This is a genomic window from Terribacillus saccharophilus, from assembly GCF_002272075.1.
Taxonomy (GTDB): Bacteria; Bacillota; Bacilli; order Bacillales; family Amphibacillaceae; genus Terribacillus; species Terribacillus saccharophilus_A.
Window position 1 is genome coordinate 18,001 of the sequence record NZ_NPBJ01000024.1, and the last position, 19,216, is coordinate 37,216.

Genomic DNA, 19,216 nt, shown 5'->3' on the forward strand with positions numbered 1-19,216 from the left:
CGAAGGAGGTACATAAACGATGATGTCCAAGAAGAGGAACATTATAGCTCTTACGATTTTCTTACTCGTTGCATTAGCGACGATAACTGCCAATGTGTGGCTGCCGGTCTCCCCTGCAGCGATAGACGCCAACCAGCGCCTACTTGCACCATCTGGCACCCATTGGTTCGGTACAGATGATTTCGGGCGTGACATCTTTGCCCGGGTTGTCGTTGCAGCTCGCGTGTCACTGGCTGTCGGCGTCATTGTTGCTGTCGTGGCGACTATAATCGGCACACTGATCGGCCTTGTATCCGGCTATTTTCGCAAGACCGATTTCATTCTGATGCGGATTGTGGATGGCTTTCTCGCCTTCCCTGCCCTTCTGCTTGCATTAGCACTCGTTGCGGCTTTAGGCGGAAGCATTACGAATATCGTCATCGCCCTGACGATAGCCTTCTTCCCGGTCATGGCTCGAGTGGTACGCTCTGCCGTGCTGCAAATCAAAAACGCACAATACATTGAAGCAGCAAGAACGACAGGCACGAATAATATGGTGATCATCTTCCGTTATATCCTGCCAAATGTACTTTCTCCAATTATTGTGCAAAGTACTTTCATCTTTGCCAAAGCAATACTGGCAGAAGCAGCACTAAGCTTCCTCGGTGTCGGAGTTAATCCATCTACACCGACCTGGGGTAATATGCTGCAGGAATCCCAGATATATATCACGATCGCTCCTTGGTTCTCTATCTTTCCTGGTATCGCAATCGTCATTACTGTTTTGTCATTGAATATACTCGGTGACGGTCTCCGTGATGCCTTCGATCCACATAGCGTCAAGAAGAAACGAAAACGCAAACCAAAGCAAACAGCACCAGCTGCCTAGAGGAGGTTTCATTATGCTAGAAGTGAACAATCTGCATGTACACCTGGATACACCAGCTGGCCTCGTCAAAGCGGTTGATGGTGTATCCTTCCGGCTCGAATCCGGGCAGACAATCGGCATTGTCGGGGAATCCGGCAGCGGGAAAAGTGTGCTCGCCCACTCGCTGACAAAGCTAAATCCGGAGCCTCCAGCAACTTATCCGAAAGGAGAAATCCTTTTTGAAGGCGAGAACATCCTGAAAATGGATAAGAAGCGTCTGCGTAATTTGCGTGGAAAAGAAATTGCCATGATCTTTCAAGACCCAATGTCGAGCCTTAATCCTGTCTTCAAGATAGGCAGACAGTTGATGGAAGCCATTCAGACACACCAGAAGCTTTCGAAAAAAGAAGCTCGCCAAAAAGCAATCGAGCTGCTGATAGATGTCGGCATTCCAGATCCAGAACGACGGATGCAGGATTATCCGCATCAATTTTCCGGCGGGATGCGCCAGCGCGTTCTGATCGCCATTGCACTTGCTGCCAGACCGAAGCTGCTTATCGCCGATGAGCCGACGACAGCTTTGGATGTAACGATCCAGGCCCAAATCATTGAACTATTGAAAAGTATCCAAAAAAAATACGGAACAGCCATCATCATGATCACCCATGACCTTGGCGTCGTAGCAAATCTAGCAGATCGTATTCTTGTCATGTATGCCGGCAAAATTGTCGAGTCCGGCAGTACAGCAGATATTTTTTATGATACGGCCATGCCATATACGTGGTCGCTGCTGCGCTCGATTCCAAGACTTGATGCAGCCGGCTCCGAACGACTGCTGCATATCGAGGGTCATCCGCCGAATCTGATTCACCCGCCAAAAGGATGTAATTTTCATCCTCGCTGCCCGTTTGCACGCGATGCTTGTCTGCAAACAGATCCGCCGCTCGCAGAACGAGGTACAAACCACTCGGCTGCGTGTATACTCAGCAAGCCAGAGTTCGATAAAGAAAAACAAGCTGTTGCCGAATGGAAAGGAGTGCTGCTGTCATGACCTCATTATTGGAAATTAAAGATCTGCACGTCCATTTTCCGATTAAGAACGGCGTTTTACAAAAAACAACAGGTCATGTAAAAGCCTTGAATGGTATTGATTTGACTGTGAAAAAAGGTGAGACTCTAGGGATTGTTGGAGAATCAGGCTGCGGGAAAAGTACGCTTGCCCGAAGCATCGTCGGACTGCAGAAGCCTACTTCTGGAGACATTCTCTTTGAGGGAAACAACTATACAGACGCATCTTCCAAGGAGCTTTATGAGCTGCGCCGCAATATGCAAATGGTTTTCCAGGATCCGTATACAAGTTTGAATCCGCGTATGAAAGTGAGCGAAAGCATTGCTGCTCCGCTTAAGGCGTACAAAAGGACCAAGAACCTGGAATCGCGCGTCAAAGAGCTGATGGAACTCGTCGGATTGAATCCGGATGACCATTATAACCGGCTGCCCCATGAATTCTCTGGCGGTCAGCGCCAGCGGATCGGAATCGCCCGCGCCATTGCTCTGGAGCCGCAGCTGATCGTCTGTGACGAACCAGTCAGCGCACTCGATGTATCTGTCCAAGCTCAAGTGATCAATCTATTTCAGGATCTTCAAAAGAAATTGAATTTGACGTATGTATTCATCGCACACGACCTTTCCGTCATCAATCACATTGCTGACCGTGTCGCCGTCATGTACCTCGGCAAAGTGATGGAAAGATCCAATCGGGAATCTTTCCAGACACACGCGCAGCATCCTTATACAAATGCACTGTTATCCGCGGTGCCGCTGCCGGATCCAGACAAAGAACGCGCACGGGAGCGCATCGTCTTAAAAGGCGAACTACCCTCCCCTGCCAATCCGCCATCAGGATGCGTGTTTCACACCCGCTGCCCGAAAGCGACCGAATTCTGTAAAACAAACATCCCTGTTCCGGAAGAGCGCGGTGTAGCTGGACAGGAAGTGGCTTGCTTCTATCCTGTTGGTGCAGAGGAGAAAGCGAGAATCACATTATAAATAAAGCAACCTGCATGGGCAGGTTGCTTTTTTATGTACTATAACAAGATCAGTTCCATACCCTTTCTATCCCAAGCAGTTCAAGACCATTGAACTCCATCCTATAGACGTCTGGCTTAGATGATTGTAACAAGAAATCCAATTCATACCGACTGTCATAATACCCCATCATCAGTGTCATGACAGCACCATGTGTACCTATCACAATTTTAGATCCCTGATAGGTTCTCACTAAATTATCCAATACTGCTACAGCCCTTCTCTGACAAGCTGCATTCGACTCTCCTCCTGGCAGGGAGAAGTTAGGATCAGCAAAAGATTTCTTCAACAAAGGTAATAGTTCCTCATCAGAAATCCGCGTATCCCCAGAAGCAAAAACACGTTCCCGAAGATCCTCGATTTCATCTACTTTTTTTCCCGCATATTCTGCCAAGCCACGAATTGTTTCAACCGAACGTGTGTACGGACTAGAAACAAAAACTTCTACTCCTTCTTCCTTTAAGGATTCGGCTACCTTTATAGTATCCTGCTCTCCTTTGTCAGTCAAACCTCTTGTTCTTTCATTACCTACCTTAGGCGATTCGCCATGTCTGACCATATAAATGATAGTAGTCATTTTACACCTCCAATCCTTCTATACTTATACCTTATTAACGTTATCCATGGAGGTCCGATATTGCCGGAATCAAGGTTCTAATGAGTCGGGCTGTGAAATCCAACCGAACGCAAATGGATTGAGAAATCTACTGGTACTCATAAAAAAAATTTATAAATTACAATCTTAAAAATATTATTATACAATTCTCCTATTATAGAGGGAGAGATTAATATTGAAGATGAAAAAAAAGTGGAGTGATTACTTTCAGGAAATCGTTAGAGCAATAATATTTTATAAGTAAAGTGCAATTATGGTTTTAAGGTTGTATTATCTAGAGCTTGTAGGGTGCGGCCATAATGGCAAATGGATCAGGATATTACATAATGTATGCGATAGCCGTACAGTCCGTGGATAGCGAGGCATTTAGCACTACAGCGACGCGTACAGAATGACCGGAAGTGTTTTCTTCCGGATCAGTCTGTAATGCAGCAGCCTCCCTAATGGATACTTATGGTTGCCTGCACAAGACATTAGGAAGACGTTAGAGTTTCTGATCAAATATGAGGACGTGGATATAACACATACTTTTGATGATTTTGTACTAGCTATTCCAATCTTACTCGTCCAGCTTAATCAAATACACTATGTTTATCCGGATTATGAAGAAAGTTGAAGAGCATGCTGATTTGTGCTTCCGTATTCCTCTTTAGCGACAATGGCGGCAGCTCCGATTCACCAAAAAAGCCGATTTCACTCGTCTCCACGCTTTCCTGTGCTCCACCGCCGACAACCTCGCATTGCAGGAAGATCTTGTAGTAGTGGAACATTTGCGGCTTATCGGTATGTTTATCCGAATCCAAAACCGCTAAAAGCTTCTTCGGCACAACGTCGTACCCCGACTCCTCTTTGATTTCCTTTACAGCATTCTCACTGGCCGATAGCCCTACCTCACAAAAACCGCCCGGCAGTGACCATCGTTCATCCATCTTCTCTTTCACTAACAGCAGTTTCCCTTCCCGGAAAACAACACCGCGTATATCCAGCTTCGGGGTTGGATATCCTTTTTCTGCTGCAAGTGTCTTCTCAACGTCCTCTACCGACTGCTTTGTATAGTTTGCAATAATCTCCGCGCTTAGCTGCTGCAATTCCTCATATCTCTCCCGATCAAATACATCTTTAGAGAAATGCAGTCCTGCCTGGGAAATCGCCTGTATTCTTCTTGCCCATTCGAGCCATTTTTTCAAGACTATCACCTATTATCCGTTATCGTATTTTATTCCTCGTCTACTAGTTTATGCACCAGTTGCTTTGCAGTGATAGGCTCAGCTAAATTTGGGTTTTGCCCACACCATAACGACATCATATTTCTATCATTATTTTGTGCGGCTGCGGATCGGATAGGCTTTGTCAATGTATTCTGGATAGGAAATTCCGGCAGTTCCTGTTCAACCTTCCGCATGTTACGGATAAAGTCATTCTCGATCCCTCTGGCTGCCTTGCCAGAGAACGCTTTCGTCAATGTTGTCTTGTCCTCTTGCTGCCCCTCTAGAATCGCTTGTTTATGTAATGTGTTTGCACCGCTTTCTGTACATGTTAAAAACGCAGTTCCGAGTTGTGCTGCTTGGGCGCCTAAACATTGGGCCGCTTGCACGCCGCGACGGTCCATTATACCTCCTGCGGCAATGACCGGAATGTTCACCTGATCGACAGTTTGCGGTATGAGTGCCATCAGTCCAATCATGCTTTGTTCCACTCCCGCTAAAAAGTGGCCCCGATGACCACCTGCCTCGCTTCCCTGCAGGACAACTGCATCCATTCCAGCTGCCTCAATTGCCAGCGCCTCTGACAGAGTAGTTGCTGTGCCGATGGTGTATGTGCCCGCTTGCTTTAAAAAGTGGATTACATCAGAAGAGGGCATCCCAAAAGTGAAAGAACAGACTGGTACCTGTTCTTCTATGATGACTTTCACCTGCTCAAGGAATATCTCTAAGGTCTGTTCATAAGAATTGAATGCATTCTCTCCACTTAAAGAGCCCAGTTTTTCCAAAAAAGGCTTGAGTGATAACTGCGCCCTATGGATTACATCCTTCTCTTCTTTGTAAGGACTTGGTACAAACAAATTGATACCAAAAGGTTTGTTTGTTCCAGCTTTTATTTCTTGTATTTGGCGACGAGTACTTTCAGCTTCCAGATAACCTGCACCTATCATCCCTAATCCGCCTGCTTCAGATACCGCTATCACTAATTCTGCTGTCGTTATTCCTCCCGCCATAGGCGCTTGGATAATTGGATGAGAGATAGATAAGGCTTTAAGTAAACGATTTGTCATTTCTCTGATTCCTCCCTCTATAACCTCAGTACACTTTATCGGCGCTTAATTAATAACGTTTTCTTTCTCCCATTCACTCAAATACATCCTTGAAGTAACATTGTTGGGGTTATCTATCTTCGTAATCAGCTCCAGACTGTTTCCATCCGGATCATTAAAATGAATCTTTGCATGTGCCATTCCATCATGCGCCATCACAAAAGGCTCATGGGGGCCGAATCCGAAAGCTTCTCTCGGCTGATAGCCTCTCTCTTTTAACCATTCGGATGCACCTTTTAAATTTTCCAAACTTACTTGAAATGCGACATGCCTGATTGACGGATGATAGGCAAGCTCCGCTTTATCCGATTCCCAGAGACCAAGCCAGCTGTGATCTTTTTTAATCCAAAAGAAAGCCAACCTATCTTCATGGATATGGGAAAGCTCCAGGCCTAAACCTTGATAAAATTTGATGGATTCCTGCAAATTACGTACTGGAAGATGAGCTTCATATAAACCTTCTATCATTTGTTCCGCTCCTTTCATGATTCACTACCAATATATAACAACCAATCAGCTAATAAGAAATAGATTTGCGAATAATAGCATATAGTTTTTATTTATTGCTTGATGACAACGTATGTAAAAGGCTGTGGAGCTTTCTCCACAGCCTTTTACATATCTCCACAAATACCGCTTCTTGTACTGTTTATCCTCTCAAACTATCAGCCAACTTTGTAAAGATAACTCCCAATGCATGCGCCCCAGCATCCGGATAGCCAAGACTGCGCTCTCCAACCGTACCCGCGCGCCCCATCCGTGCAACAATCTCCTTTGTCTTTTCCGCACCAGTCACTGCAGCTTCTGCTCCTTTTTTGAAGGCTGTCTGCACGTTTTCACTAGCTGCAGCACTCTGGTTCCAGCTGTCCGCACATGGAGCAAGCGCATCAATCAATGTTTTATCTCCAACCTCGGCTCCACGGCCAAATGATCGTTCCCCAATATCTTGGATGGCCGAGACGACACGCTGCAGCAGTTCAGCGTATTCTGCTACAGAGAGCTCTTGCTTTCCTTCAGCTGCTTTTCCAGCAGCTCGGAATGCACCGCCCCAGATCGGACCTGATGCACCGCCGCAATGCTCCATGATCACCATGGAAGAGGCATCGAGGAAACCAGCTATCGTAAGGTCATCTTGACCGATTATCTGTTTCCATTCTCGTTTCAACTGACGGAAGCCTTTCGCTACACTATTACCGAAATCACCATCTCCTGCATGTGTGTCCAGCTTGTTGAAGGCTGATTCATTTTCAATGATAATCTCGCTCATCTTATCCACTAAGTAGATTATATTTTCCAATGAGATAGAGTCCTCTTTTACTTGTGCATATGAGCTATCCGTTTCTACTTGGTAAGAAACATCCGCATTATCTACTGTTTCTTTGAATTCAGAAAACGCAGGCTGCTCTATAGGTCCGTCAATTTTGAAAGCCGGTGTATTTGATTGGCTGGATAGCAAAGTACGCAGTTCATCATCAAGTGACATGATTGTTACCGACACACCTGCCATATCAATACTAGTCATATAATTGCCTACGAATATCCGGTTTATCTTGATATTCCGTTCGGCCAGTTCACGATTGACAGATTGATTGAACAGATACAATTCCTGTAATGGTGTGCCGCCAAATCCATTAATCAGCAAAGCCGCATCTTCCTCAGGCTGTCCTTCCTTCAGCAGATCCTCGACCATCCGTTTGGCTAGTTCGTCGGCTGAAAGAACTTTTTCCCGTCGTATACCAGGTTCACCATGAATCCCGACTCCATACTCCATCTCATCATCAGCAAGCTTAAAGGTCGGTTCACCTCCTGGTAAGGTACAGGAAGTCAAGGCAACACCAATGCTACGCGTCCGTGAAACTGCTTTCTCAGCTACCGCCTTTACCTGCTGTAAGTCACGGCCCGCGGCTGAAGCTGCTCCAGCAACCTTATGTACAAGCACGACTCCAGCAACACCGCGTCTTCCGACTGTATACAGACTATCTTCCACAGCGATATCATCATCAACTTTTACATAATCCACTTCCAACCCATCTTCTTTAGCCAGGTGGGCTGCATTTTTGAAGTTCATAATATCACCGCTGTAATTCTTGATTATAAGCAGCGTCCCTTTCTCTCCTGCTGTTTCCTTGATAGCTTGATATACTTGTATTTGCGAAGGAGATGCAAACATATCACCGCATACCGCTGCATCCAGCATACCTTCTCCGACAAAGCCTGCATGGGAAGGCTCGTGCCCGCTGCCTCCTCCGCTGATCAAGGTGACTTTATCTGTTTGCAGCTGTTTCCGTTTTATCACTTTATACTTCTTCAATAGCTCGAGTTCCGGGTGAGCCAATACCAATCCGTGACACATCTCCAGGACAACATCCTCTGGTCGATTAATTATCTTTTTCATCGGTTATCCTCCTCTTGTACAAGCAAAAGTGTCTTTCTTCTTCAAGCTTAACAGAACAAATCAACAATTGCACAAACTAGGTTGACAAGTCTGAATACTTTGTTTAAAATCACTAAAAATATAGTTTTCTTATCAAGAGAGGCGGAGGGACTGACCCAGTGAAGCCTCGGCAACCGACTGTTACCAGCACGGTGCCAATTTCAGAAGGATGTTATATCCTGAAGATGAGAAGCGTGAACGGATGGTAGTTACATACCCGCAGCCCTTCTCTTATATGGAGAAGGGTTGCTTTTTTCGTACACGCCTTGATAAGCGAGCTCTGGAGGGCAAAACATGACGAATGTAAAATTTGCTTATTGGGTACCAAATGTAAGCGGCGGACTGGTCATCTCCAAGCTGCCACAGAAAACTGATTGGAGTTTCGCAGCGAACAAACGCTACGCGCAAATCGCCGAGCAGAATGGATTTGAATATGCCCTGCTGCAAACGCGGTTCTTCGCAAGCTATGGTGCAGATAAACAGCTTGAAGCGATAACTCTCGCCTCTGCACTGGCAAGCGTCACCGAGAAATTAAACTTAATCTCAGCTGTCCACCCAGGACTTTGGCATCCAGGTGTCTACGCCAAAATGCTCGCTACATTGGATCATATCAGCGGAGGACGTGCCGCTGTCAATGTCGTCAGTGGCTGGTTTAAACAGGAATTTATCAGCTACGGCGAGCATTGGCTGGATCATGATGAACGCTACCGCCGTTCCGAGGAATTTATCCGTGTACTTCGGGCATTGTGGGAAGAAGAACAAGCTACCTATCGAGGAGACTTTTACAGACTATCAGATGCTCCTTTGAAGCCAAAACCAGAAAAGCAGATTCCGATATTCCAAGGCGGAAATTCCGAAGTGGCCCGGGATATGGCAGCTCGTGTGTCCGATTATTATTTCATGAATGGCAATTCACTCGAAGGCTTCCAGCAGCAAATACAAGACGTGAAAGCTCGTGCAGCCAAACAAAACCGTGATGTAAAATTCGCTGTCAACGGCTTCGCCATCGTCCGTGACACCGAAGAAGAAGCCATAACCCTGCTGCGTGATATCGTCAGCCATGCCGATACAGAAGCAGTTGAAGGCTTCCGTGAATCCGTCAAGGACGCTGGCCAGGCAACCCGCAGCAAGCAAGGCATGTGGTCAGACTCTTCCTATAAGGACCTTGTCCAGTATAACGACGGATTCAAGACCGGTCTAATCGGTACTGCAGAACAAGTTGCCGAGCAGATCATTCGGCTGAAACAAATTGGTGTTGACCTTGTCCTGACCGGCCACTTCCATTATGAAGAGGATTTGGAGCGCTTCGGACGTGAGGTGATTCCGCTAGTCCGTGAAAAGGAAGCAGTTTTGACAAATCTGAAACAGCCCATATAACATGGGCTGTTTGCTTTTGTACAAGAGCAATTACTCTAGATCTTTGACCAAGTTAAACCAAACATTGCCTGCATGTGCAGAAGCTGATTTCCCCTCATTACAATATCCATTTGCTTCATAGAAAGGAACTAAATAATCCAAGCACGTCAAGGAGATTCCCTGCCTTTGATGACTCACACAGACTTTTTCCAATTCGTTTAACAGCTCCACTGCGATTCCCTTTCCTCTGTGATCAGGATGTACTGCTAAACTGAGGATACTTTGAAATCCTGCACTGGAAGGATTAGGTATGGTATGTTCAAATAATTCGTCTGTTATATAACGTTGATGTATAACTGGACCAACGACATAGCCGAGAATATTATCCTGCTCATCTTTTGCTACGATAAATGAATCTGCTATAATCTCAATCCGTTCCAGCATTGCCTCTTCCGTCGCCGCTTCATCGGGTGTGAACCCTGAATCTTCTATATACATCAGCTCTTTTATGTCATTTTGATGTGGGGCTGTGAAATTTATTTTCATACTATCTCCTGCCATTCTTAAACGTTAATTACTAAAGTTGAAAAAATAGATTTTCCACACCGAAGTACTCCAACAATGTAACCTTACGACCTTCTCTATCCCATTTGTGATATTGCTCAAATACTTTCAGGATATATTATCATACTTTTCCTCTACCAAATATCTAATAGTCACTCCGCTCCGCCAGTAGTCATACATAATACCTGTTAAATTTCCCTCATATGTACTGCTGCCGAAAGCTTCTAATGAATGGTTTCCATACTTATCTCTGAATAGCTTTATCAGCTTATATTCAATATCGAAAATATCTTTAAACTCTTGTTTTTCCAACAGATATTTTCTGGATAAATAATCGCACATCCCTTCTTCAAACCAGATGCCATCGCATCTATCATCTTCAAAGTCATCCAAAAATAAATCCGAATGATGTGTCAATTCATGCCCTGCTATTGCCAATACTTGATTACTGGATATCTGCTCGTAGAAAGCCCTTATTTCAGGATAGTCTTGACCTTCTAATTGTTTGAGAAACAGTGTTTTCCACGCAGAGAGCTCAGGTGTCATATAAATGATGTCCTTATTCGTAAAAGCTAGGATCGGCAATTCAGAAAAAACGGATGTTGCCAGCTCCGGAGTAGTCCAGATGATTGCTTTTGGCAAGTCTACTAATTTATATTTTGTTTGGAGTACACTCTGGTAAGCGGAAAGTTTCTCTTTAAATTGCTCTGAAATCATCTGATACTTTTCATTTTCTTCTGCATTCTCTAGAGATAAAATATATTTTATTCTAAAACTCCTTATGATATTTGATTTTTCTTTAGATTTTAGCATAATTATCCAAAAAGCGATTTCATATATTTCAAAAACCTACATTAAAAGTGCCGTTTTGCAATCTAGCTCTATGTTAAAATAAGTGAACATGCTTTTCACTCTATCTATAAGGAACGGGAATCGATATGAATAAAAAAGACATCGCAACTATTCGCAGACAATTTAAAAAAGGCAATGATAAACTTAAGATCTCTGATATTTTTAACGTATATATCATGAAAGAATCCAGTGACATTTATCATCATGAAAGCATGCCATTCGGTATGCTCGATGAGGATCAGCAAGAGCTATTCCTAGGTAACTTCAAAAAAGTACTGGCGGGCCAACCGGATGAAAAGTTATTCGAGCTGAAATTCAAACGGGACGTAGAAGACAGCAGTCAGTTCATCCTGCATCGCGGCTTACTCACGAATGATGTTGAGGAATGGACAAACGACATGCTTGCGCTTGTTGCTAAAATGCTGGAGGACAGACAATATGAGCACGATGTGGTCATTTCATTCATTAAGGCAGAATACCTGAAAGCCCAGAAACGTCAGGGTGATGATTCAGAGGAAAGCGCCAATGATACGATGTACTCCCACTCCTTCCTGCTGTGCAGCATCAATAAGACACAGGAACCGAAAAAAGAATTGGAATTTGACTATGTGGAAAGAGAATTCAAGTACAATGTCACAGTAAACCCTGTTATCAATCTGCAAGCACCGCTATCAGGATTTTTGTTCCCATGCTTCAACGATAGCGCCGCTGATGTAAACCATGTGCTGTACTCTACATCCAAAGCATACGAGCCAGACACAGCATTTATCGAGGATGTATTGAATGCCGAAGAAATCATGACAGCAAGAGATGATAAAAGTGTCTTTGAAGAGATAGTCAAAGATATCACTGGTGATCAGCTTAATACCTCTGCCCTTGCAAGTGTGTATGAGGAAATCAATCGCGTAGTAGAAGAAAATGAAGAAGATGAAGCACCGAAGCTTGATCGACAGGATATCCAACGCGTCCTGACAATGAGTGGCGTAGAAGATGTGACCCCGGAAAAAGTGGAAACCGCTTATCAAAAGGTCATCGATGATGAGAAATATGAAATGAAGGCAACCAGTGTATTGCCGAAGTACAATTCCAAATCTATTAAAATCAAAACAAAGGTTGCTAATATCGCAATCAGTCCAGAGGATCTGCGCTATGTACGGCAAGTTGTCTTCAACAATAAACGCTGTATCATGATTGAAGTCGAGGAAGATACCGTCATTGAAGGATTTAAGATGGCTGAAGAGGCTTTGGTTAATAAGGTTAATAGAGAAGAAGAAGCTGAACAGTTATAAAATAACAAGGATGCTGCATCATGCAGCATCCTTATTTGTATTAGTTAAGCTTTTGCTTTCTTTCTTTTGAAGATAAAAATAACTACACCTGCTGCAAGCAATACTGCTCCTGCCAGCATGTACGTATACATATTTGTGGCCGTGTTTGGCAGCTTACTTCCACTGTAGGCTGGACTCGTTTTGTCATCAGAAACTTTCACGATGCTTCCGCCTGAGTTGCTGCCATTGCCTTCGTTATTTTGGCTGCTTGGCGGTGGTGTGCTGTCTTTATCATCTTGATTATTTTTATCTTCGTCTGTCGGATTATTGTCATCTTTCGGATCTTCCTGTGGTTTGTCTCCAGGGTTCTCTTCTTGATCGTTACCATCATCAGGATCTGGAGTTTCTTCATTCGGATCTGGGGTTACTGGATCTTCCTCATTTGGCTCCTCAACAGGTGGTTCTATCGGTTCGGGATCTGCTCCTAACAAGTCCGTAATACGACCCTCAATGACTGGATTGACTACACCTTTCAGATCCTCCACCATATAATCACGGAATTGTTCCCAATCGATCTCGCCTAGATCTTGTACACGACCATCTGCATATGCTTGGGCGAATACTTCATAACCGTCCCCGCCTTTTGCAGTGAAGTTATTCGTTGTAACGTAGTAAGATTTATCTGGACTAATATCCACATATTCTTCACCAGTTTTCACTTGCATGCTTACAATACGGGAACCTGCTTCCTTCGTGCTGTCATAAGCAAATTTCATACCGGAAACCTGCAGGAAGCCGCCGCTTTCTTCCGGAGCTAATCGAACACTGTACTCAAGAATCTGCTTGATTTCATCTCCTGTTAGTTGCACGACTGCCGGGTCATTTCCGAACGGTAATACAGTAATCACTTCACCTACAGTAATCGGCCCCTGATCAATTGCTGCCCGGATTCCGCCACCATTTTGCATAGCAATCGACACTTCCGGCATTTTTTCCTGTGCTTTTACAAGCATAGCATCCGTAATTAGATTACCTAATTCCGTTTCGTTTGCCCGCACACTTACATTACTGTCGGTAAGTCTTGGGTTGGTAAGCGGTTTTTGCGCTATCGCACCTGTCTCTTGATTGGATACCGCATCAACTTCTGATTTATAATTGCTAAGCGTGTTAAGTGCTTCTGGATCTGCTTGCTTTTGCGTTACATCAATCAAGTGGCCAGAGGAGCCCGTTACAACACCTTGCTCGTTAAAGTTTACATCCAGCTCCCCTAGATATTGTGCATACTGATATGCCTGTACAATAACTGTCGGATCTTTTGCGGCACCATTTTCATCCGTCGTAACAACAGTCGGCTCGTTTAACTGTGTATGAGAATGACCGCCAACAATGACATCAATCCCGTCAACTTGTTCTGCCAGCATTAAATCATTTCCGACTGCCGGGTTGCTGTCATAGCCAAGATGTGTGATGGCTACGATTTTATCAATGCCCATTTCCTCAAACGATGCAACTGCTCGCTCTGCTTCGGCTTTATAATTAGTAATTTGTGCATCAACAGGACTGGAAGTCATCAAAGTCTCCTCTGTTGTCAGCCCGAAGATTCCAATCTTCTCTCCGTTTACTTCTTTAACCATTCCATCGTATACAGTGCTATCCTGCGCTTCTTCTGTAAATGTATTGCTCACTCGGCCGCTCGCGAAAGGATCAGCAGACAAGTCTACGTTTGCAGAAACAAAAGGAAAATTCGCACCTTCGATAAATTTGGACAGAGAAGCATGACCGTTCTCACTGGAACCAAGATCGAACTCATGATTCCCGAACGTCATTGCATCAATATCCATCATGTTCAAAAGAGCTAAATCCGCTTGCCCTTGGAATTGGTTGAAATAGAGTGTCCCTGAAAAAACATCACCTGCATTAAATAACAAAGCATCTGGCTTCTGTTCGCGAACTTCTTTTACCGCTGTCACCATATTCGGCAGCGGCTCCACACGCGCGTGCGTATCGTTCATGTGCATGATTGTCAAAGAAAAATCTTCCCCATTTTCATCAGCTGCATATATACTGGTTGGTAAAACAATTGATGATAAAATAGCTATAATGGCAGCACTGCTTAGTGAAAACTTAAAACGCTTCTTACCCTTCATAAGATTGATACCCCCAAATTAATAGTGAATTTCCGACAATGTGTGCACTATTCCAATATGCCAACCTTGTCGACGCTTCTACATAATTGTAGAAGCATACTATTAATTTATCATTAAAATATTGTGAATAATTATATATTTTCATAAATTATTGTTTTCTTTTTACGGGGATGGGAAATTAAAACTTCTTTATGAGACACTTAATCCTGGATAAGCTCCCTTACGATTCCATTATATCCACATAAAAAGAGAGCTGGGCACTTTCCATTTCTGGATGGCGCCTAGCTCTGAATCGTCTTGCTAACTTTGTAACGCTATTTACTCTTCCTTTACCTCGGTTAACTCCTTCGCAGCTTCATAGAAAATTCCTGTAGCTTTTGCTATGTGCTCCGAGTCCGACCATTCTTCGGGACAGTGACTTAACCCTGCCTTACTTGGTATGAATAGCATGCCCACGTCCGTGAAGTCGGAAAAGATCATCGCATCATGTCCTGCTCCGCTATTGATAGAGCAATACGATACATTACTTTCCTTGCTCTTATCTTCAAGAAGTGCGCGAATATTTTCATTCAACGCTTTAGGCTGAATATATAGCTGCTCTTCAGCTAGTATCTCAATCCCATTCGTTTGATGTGTGTTTATGCATACCTTCATCTTCTCAATCACATTCAGTACATGTTCTTCTTTCCCGGACCGTAAATCGACCGTAAATACAACCCTGTCAGGAATGACATTTGCTCCATTCGGAAAAACATTTAGCCGTCCTATAGTGAGAACCGTGCCATTCCCTTCTTCCACAGCAAGTTCAGGCAATTGACTGATAATTTTGGCTGCTGCTATCAAAGCATCTGCTCGACGGTCCATTGGAGTAGTCCCTGCATGGCCTGCCCGTCCTTTGACTGTCACTTCGTATTGAGTCAACCCAACGATTGCATCAACAACACCGATAGGAATATTTTTTTCCTCTAAGATAGGTCCTTGCTCAATATGCAATTCAAGAAATGCTTTCATCGTTTTTGAGTCTCTTTCTTTTGGAAGCGATGAGTCCAATCCTATTTTTTGCATCGCTTCTACTGTAGAAACTCCATCCCTATCTTTAAGACTAATAAAATCGTCTTCACTAAGCACACCAGTAATTCCTCGTGAACCCATCAGCCCCCCGCCAAAACGAGATCCTTCTTCTTCCACTAAAGCTACAATTTCAAGCGGATACTTCGGTTTCAAATCATTTTCTTGAAAAAGATTCGCTACCTCAAGCGCTGCCACTACTCCAGCTGGTCCGTCATACGCTCCTCCGTTTGGCACGGAATCGAAGTGAGAACCAATCATCACACTAGGTGCATCCTCCAGAGTGCCTTCCAGCTTTCCGAATATATTGCCGAATCCATCTTCGGTTACCGTCAATCCTAATGCTTTCATTTGTTCTTTAATATAGTTACGGGCATGGAGGTCCTCCTGGCTGTATGTGAGACGCGTTGTACCTGAACCAGGTGTTGCAGTAAATTGTGCTAAAGCCTCTATATGCTGTTCAATCCGTTCTTTTGTTTTACTCAAGTTATATTCTCTCCCTATTACAAGAAACCAACAAAGATTCCTGCTAGTATGACTGACACGATGGTTACTGTGATAAAGCCCCCCACAAGCATTGGCGGCAGCATCCGGCTTGTTAATGCTTCTCTTTCCTTTTCATCTTCAGTTAAGGACTTGATTACTTCGTTTGTGATGATGTAATCCGCTGGGAATCCGTAGAGTGCAGTTAGTGAAACCGCGAATGCCATATTCTTGCTTACTCCTAAAATTTTACCTGCAATAAAAGAGAAGATGTACATTCCAATCACGCCAATAACAATGGTTCCTACAAGCGGATACAAGATCTGAAGCATCATGCTTGGTGTAGCCTGATTCAATCCGTCAAAGATGAACAGCATTAGCACTAAGATTGCAATTCCAAATCCATTTGCCTTTTGCAAGGCTTGCTTTTCAAGGAAACCGACACTAGAGGCAATAACCCCGAATAATAAGCAAAGGACGAATGGACTGATTGAAAATAATGGTGCCACCAGAGTAGATACAAGATACGCTGCATAAGAAACTAGCGCCAGCTTGAAAAACTTGAGGAAATCAGTGTTATATTTTTCAGGCAATCTCCATCTGGAAGGTGCTGCTTCCACAGTAGCAGCTATTTCTTCTTTCGCTTTATCAGTCACGTCTACCTGAAGCTCACCATTTCGGTAGAGCTTCAGCAGTCGTTTCCCTTCTTTCTTAAGTACAAATGATGTAATTGGATAGCCTGCAAAACCTTGTATCACATAAATGACGATAGCAAACACTGCCAAAGATGAAAGACCTGCCTCACCAGCTGCATCAGACATGATCAGAGCAGAAACCACTCCACCTACTAAAGGAGGAATCGCTACAACCATTGTTTCAAAACCAAATATGAGTGTTCCAACCGATAGCAGCACAACCACAATTCCCAAAATACCAGACAGTGCAATCACAATCGTTTTCCACTGCGTTTTCAATTCTTTAATCGACAGCAATGTCCCCATATTGGTAATCAAAAGGTACATCATCATCGTTGCCACAACTGGCGGAACACCAGCCACTGCTACGATATCTGCTGGGAAGAAGGTCCAATAACCTACAAGAAATAAAATTGCACATATAAATATAGATGGCACCCAAGCCTTCGTTCGAACAGCGACTAAGTCACCGATGAATAAAATAAGGGTAAGTATGACTAAAGCTAGCATTTGTGACATAAGGGGTCTCCTAACTTCTTGCTGTATTTTTAAAACAAATGAATAAATATTCAAAATAATAAAGACATGTATGAATAATAATATATTTAAACTTTTCAGTCAATTTAATTTTTTCTTTTTAAATTTCTTTGATACTCTTTTGCATTCTTAGGATTCAATCTTTATCCTCCTTACAACTATTTGATTCTGGATTACTCTATATCAGTTAGAAACATTTTATAATTTTTTTCTGTTGAAAAAGATCAGCACGCACTACCTCTGCTTGATGTAGAGCTATACGTAAATATCGGCTAGTTTTACAAATTTTATGGTCGGGTATGGTACTTAAGATGCATGATAAAAAAACTTTTAATTAGGAGGCAACCATGGAATATATTAATTTAGGCAACTCGGGCCTTCGAGTTCCAAAATATATACTTGGAACTATCCCGTTCAGCGGTACGAATGGCTTTGAAGCTGCTGGTAATGTAAAAGAAGACGAAGCGCGCAGAATGCTGGATATGTCACTAGAAGCTGGCATCAATATGTTTGATACGGCGAACCTTTATTCCGAGGGAGATTCAGAACGTGTACTAGGTGCTGCTATCAAGGGACGCCGGGATGAAGTTCTAATCAATTCAAAAACTGGCTTTCCACTTGGAGATGGACCAAACGCCGGAGGAGCTTCTCGTATTAATATTGAAGCATCTATCGACCAAACACTGCAGCGTCTTGGTACAGATTATCTTGATTTGTATTTTGTCCATCTTTGGGACGGTCGCACACCAGTCGAGGAAACAATAGAAACGATGACCAACCTTATCAAAAAAGGGAAAATTCGATATTGGGGCGTTTCTAACTATAGCGGCTGGGCACTTGCGAGAACTTTCACTGTCGCACAGCAGCCTGGATACACCCCTCCAATTACGCAGCAAATATATTACACACCAGAAGCTCGCGAAGCAGAATATGAACTGCTCCCAGCAGGAACCGAACTCGGCATTGGGAACATGATCTGGAGTCCGCTCGGTGAAGGGCTTCTAAACGGAAAGATAGGCCGGAATAAAACAGCACCCGAAAACACTCGCCAAGGCGGCGGCTGGTCAGAGCCTTGGGTGCAGGATCAGGAACGACTTTATAAAGTGATTGATGCACTGGAAGAAGTCGCAGCAAACCATAATGCTTCTGTGCCTCAAATCACCTATGCATGGATCAGAGACCGTCCAAACGTTGGGCCGATTGTTATTGCAGCACGCAATGAGGAACAATTGAGGGAAAACATTGCTTCATTTGAAATTAAATTAACACAAGAAGAGCATGACCTTATCGAATCACCTGCACGCCCGGCGCCAATATATCCGCTCTGGCACCGTGCTATGAGTTCATTTGAGATGGGAAGCCCTGCGGAGATAACGTATTTGCAAGGGTATAAGCAGTCAATGGGTTTGGATGATTAATTATAAGATGGATGCAAAAAGTACTAAATCCAGCACTCGGTTAAAGGCTGGATTTAGTACTTTTACTAATGATTGTTGCAATGCTGACGTAATTAGTTAATTAATAACAGCAAGCCTTATATCTTAATGTTTATCTTGAATAGAATTAGCTGTACCAGTGAATTCAAATCCATAGAAGTCAGCAGAAACATCTTCTCTCAAAGACCGATTCTCTCTTAATGCTACTGCTAGAGGTTCCTTCGGATTTAAAGTTTGCCCCGTTTTTATATTCAAATTGATATCTTCACTGGGAAAATATGCTACGAATTTCTCCATGTCGCATACGGCGATAGATAAATCTGCAGGTATTGATGCTTTTATGATAGGTATTATAGAAATAATACTTTCTAAAGATTCTACTTTGTGAAACATATAAAGACTTCTCCATTCCCTATTTTTATATAAATTTCTTCAATTTGCCAACTAGAATCAAAAAAAGAGACTTAGGATATTATCCTAAGTCCTTCATCGCTTGGCATTACGATGATTTGTG

The 19,216-nt window shown here is 43.5% G+C and carries 17 protein-coding genes and 1 riboswitch; of the genes, 6 read left to right on the forward strand and 11 right to left on the reverse strand.

What is annotated here, in order from left to right; translation table 11 throughout:
* The first annotated feature begins 19 nt into the window (after positions 1-19).
* Genes CHH48_RS13385 through CHH48_RS13395 form a run of 3 tightly spaced genes read left to right on the forward strand, consistent with a single transcriptional unit; the run spans position 20 to position 2,896 of the window.
* On the forward strand, positions 20-868 hold the full coding sequence (locus tag CHH48_RS13385; RefSeq protein ID WP_095219653.1) for an ABC transporter permease: 849 nt from the start codon (positions 20-22) through the stop codon (positions 866-868).
* A gap of 13 nt (positions 869-881) precedes the next feature.
* The gene (locus CHH48_RS13390; RefSeq protein WP_095219654.1) at positions 882-1,898 is read left to right on the forward strand and encodes an ABC transporter ATP-binding protein; all 1,017 of its coding nucleotides are present in this window, start codon (positions 882-884) and stop codon (positions 1,896-1,898) included.
* A complete protein-coding gene (locus CHH48_RS13395; RefSeq protein ID WP_095219655.1) occupies positions 1,895-2,896 on the forward strand; it encodes an ABC transporter ATP-binding protein in 1,002 nt (333 codons plus the stop codon). Before CHH48_RS13390 ends, CHH48_RS13395 begins: the two co-directional genes overlap by 4 nt.
* A gap of 49 nt (positions 2,897-2,945) precedes the next feature.
* On the opposite strand, the gene CHH48_RS13400 is transcribed toward CHH48_RS13395, so the two are convergent.
* The 5 genes from CHH48_RS13400 to dhaK form a co-directional block, all read right to left on the reverse strand.
* The gene (locus CHH48_RS13400) at positions 2,946-3,512 is read right to left on the reverse strand and encodes a histidine phosphatase family protein (RefSeq protein WP_095219656.1); all 567 of its coding nucleotides are present in this window, start codon (positions 3,510-3,512) and stop codon (positions 2,946-2,948) included.
* A 611-nt stretch (positions 3,513-4,123) separates the two neighbouring features.
* The gene (locus tag CHH48_RS13405) at positions 4,124-4,738 is read right to left on the reverse strand and encodes an NUDIX hydrolase (protein ID WP_428848887.1); all 615 of its coding nucleotides are present in this window, start codon (positions 4,736-4,738) and stop codon (positions 4,124-4,126) included.
* 29 nt (positions 4,739-4,767) lie between these two features.
* On the reverse strand, positions 4,768-5,823 hold the full coding sequence (locus CHH48_RS13410; protein WP_095219658.1) for an NAD(P)H-dependent flavin oxidoreductase: 1,056 nt from the start codon (positions 5,821-5,823) through the stop codon (positions 4,768-4,770).
* Between the two features lie 45 nt (positions 5,824-5,868).
* Positions 5,869-6,330, reverse strand: a complete 462-nt coding sequence (locus CHH48_RS13415) for a VOC family protein (RefSeq protein ID WP_095219659.1) — start codon at positions 6,328-6,330, stop codon at positions 5,869-5,871.
* 181 nt (positions 6,331-6,511) lie between these two features.
* The gene (gene dhaK / locus CHH48_RS13420; protein ID WP_095219660.1) at positions 6,512-8,257 is read right to left on the reverse strand and encodes a dihydroxyacetone kinase subunit DhaK; all 1,746 of its coding nucleotides are present in this window, start codon (positions 8,255-8,257) and stop codon (positions 6,512-6,514) included.
* Between the two features lie 126 nt (positions 8,258-8,383).
* A riboswitch (SAM riboswitch) is annotated at positions 8,384-8,488 on the forward strand.
* Between the two features lie 102 nt (positions 8,489-8,590).
* Here dhaK and sfnG point away from each other — a divergent pair.
* Entirely contained in the window at positions 8,591-9,673 is a 1,083-nt protein-coding gene (gene sfnG / locus CHH48_RS13425) for a dimethylsulfone monooxygenase SfnG (protein ID WP_095219661.1), read from the forward strand.
* Between the two features lie 30 nt (positions 9,674-9,703).
* On the opposite strand, the gene CHH48_RS13430 is transcribed toward sfnG, so the two are convergent.
* The gene (locus CHH48_RS13430) at positions 9,704-10,198 is read right to left on the reverse strand and encodes a GNAT family N-acetyltransferase (protein ID WP_095219662.1); all 495 of its coding nucleotides are present in this window, start codon (positions 10,196-10,198) and stop codon (positions 9,704-9,706) included.
* Positions 10,199-10,324: 126 nt separating this feature from the next.
* Positions 10,325-11,029, reverse strand: a complete 705-nt coding sequence (locus CHH48_RS13435; RefSeq protein WP_245840385.1) for a hypothetical protein — start codon at positions 11,027-11,029, stop codon at positions 10,325-10,327.
* A gap of 125 nt (positions 11,030-11,154) precedes the next feature.
* On the opposite strand from CHH48_RS13435, the gene CHH48_RS13440 reads away from it, so the two are divergent.
* A complete protein-coding gene (locus CHH48_RS13440) occupies positions 11,155-12,357 on the forward strand; it encodes a DUF4317 domain-containing protein (protein WP_095219663.1) in 1,203 nt (400 codons plus the stop codon).
* Positions 12,358-12,401: 44 nt separating this feature from the next.
* Here the strand turns inward: CHH48_RS13440 and CHH48_RS13445 are convergent, their stop codons facing one another.
* The 3 genes from CHH48_RS13445 to CHH48_RS13455 form a co-directional block, all read right to left on the reverse strand.
* Positions 12,402-14,483: a bifunctional metallophosphatase/5'-nucleotidase gene (locus CHH48_RS13445; protein WP_095219664.1), complete on the reverse strand. Its 2,082-nt coding sequence runs from the start codon at positions 14,481-14,483 to the stop codon at positions 12,402-12,404.
* A gap of 318 nt (positions 14,484-14,801) precedes the next feature.
* Positions 14,802-16,037 carry a Zn-dependent hydrolase gene (locus CHH48_RS13450; protein ID WP_095219665.1) on the reverse strand — a complete coding sequence of 412 codons (1,236 nt, stop codon included), beginning with the start codon at positions 16,035-16,037 and terminating at the stop codon, positions 14,802-14,804.
* Positions 16,038-16,054: 17 nt separating this feature from the next.
* Positions 16,055-17,248: a hypothetical protein gene (locus CHH48_RS13455; RefSeq protein ID WP_095219666.1), complete on the reverse strand. Its 1,194-nt coding sequence runs from the start codon at positions 17,246-17,248 to the stop codon at positions 16,055-16,057.
* A 365-nt stretch (positions 17,249-17,613) separates the two neighbouring features.
* On the opposite strand from CHH48_RS13455, the gene CHH48_RS13460 reads away from it, so the two are divergent.
* Positions 17,614-18,684 (forward strand): aldo/keto reductase, encoded by a 1,071-nt coding sequence (locus CHH48_RS13460; protein ID WP_095219667.1) that lies wholly within the window; start codon positions 17,614-17,616, stop codon positions 18,682-18,684.
* Between the two features lie 123 nt (positions 18,685-18,807).
* Here the strand turns inward: CHH48_RS13460 and CHH48_RS13465 are convergent, their stop codons facing one another.
* Complete coding sequence (locus CHH48_RS13465) at positions 18,808-19,095, reverse strand: hypothetical protein (protein WP_095219668.1); 288 nt, start codon at positions 19,093-19,095, stop codon at positions 18,808-18,810.
* Positions 19,096-19,216: the final 121 nt, after the last annotated feature.

Excerpts from the sequence above, each read along its gene's own strand:
- CHH48_RS13385 (WP_095219653.1), top strand. The coding sequence starts at position 20 with ATGATGTCCAAGAAGAGGAACATTATAGCTCTTACGATTTTCTTACTC.
- CHH48_RS13390 (WP_095219654.1), top strand. The coding sequence starts at position 882 with ATGCTAGAAGTGAACAATCTGCATGTACACCTGGATACACCAGCTGGC.
- CHH48_RS13395 (WP_095219655.1), top strand. The coding sequence starts at position 1,895 with ATGACCTCATTATTGGAAATTAAAGATCTGCACGTCCATTTTCCGATT.
- CHH48_RS13400 (WP_095219656.1), bottom strand. The coding sequence starts at position 3,512 with ATGACTACTATCATTTATATGGTCAGACATGGCGAATCGCCTAAGGTA.
- CHH48_RS13410 (WP_095219658.1), bottom strand. The coding sequence starts at position 5,823 with ATGACAAATCGTTTACTTAAAGCCTTATCTATCTCTCATCCAATTATC.
- CHH48_RS13415 (WP_095219659.1), bottom strand. The coding sequence starts at position 6,330 with ATGATAGAAGGTTTATATGAAGCTCATCTTCCAGTACGTAATTTGCAG.
- dhaK (WP_095219660.1), bottom strand. The coding sequence starts at position 8,257 with ATGAAAAAGATAATTAATCGACCAGAGGATGTTGTCCTGGAGATGTGT.
- sfnG (WP_095219661.1), top strand. The coding sequence starts at position 8,591 with ATGACGAATGTAAAATTTGCTTATTGGGTACCAAATGTAAGCGGCGGA.
- CHH48_RS13430 (WP_095219662.1), bottom strand. The coding sequence starts at position 10,198 with ATGAAAATAAATTTCACAGCCCCACATCAAAATGACATAAAAGAGCTG.
- CHH48_RS13435 (WP_245840385.1), bottom strand. The coding sequence starts at position 11,029 with ATGCTAAAATCTAAAGAAAAATCAAATATCATAAGGAGTTTTAGAATA.
- CHH48_RS13440 (WP_095219663.1), top strand. The coding sequence starts at position 11,155 with ATGAATAAAAAAGACATCGCAACTATTCGCAGACAATTTAAAAAAGGC.
- CHH48_RS13445 (WP_095219664.1), bottom strand. The coding sequence starts at position 14,483 with ATGAAGGGTAAGAAGCGTTTTAAGTTTTCACTAAGCAGTGCTGCCATT.
- CHH48_RS13455 (WP_095219666.1), bottom strand. The coding sequence starts at position 17,248 with ATGTCACAAATGCTAGCTTTAGTCATACTTACCCTTATTTTATTCATC.
- CHH48_RS13460 (WP_095219667.1), top strand. The coding sequence starts at position 17,614 with ATGGAATATATTAATTTAGGCAACTCGGGCCTTCGAGTTCCAAAATAT.
- CHH48_RS13465 (WP_095219668.1), bottom strand. The coding sequence starts at position 19,095 with ATGTTTCACAAAGTAGAATCTTTAGAAAGTATTATTTCTATAATACCT.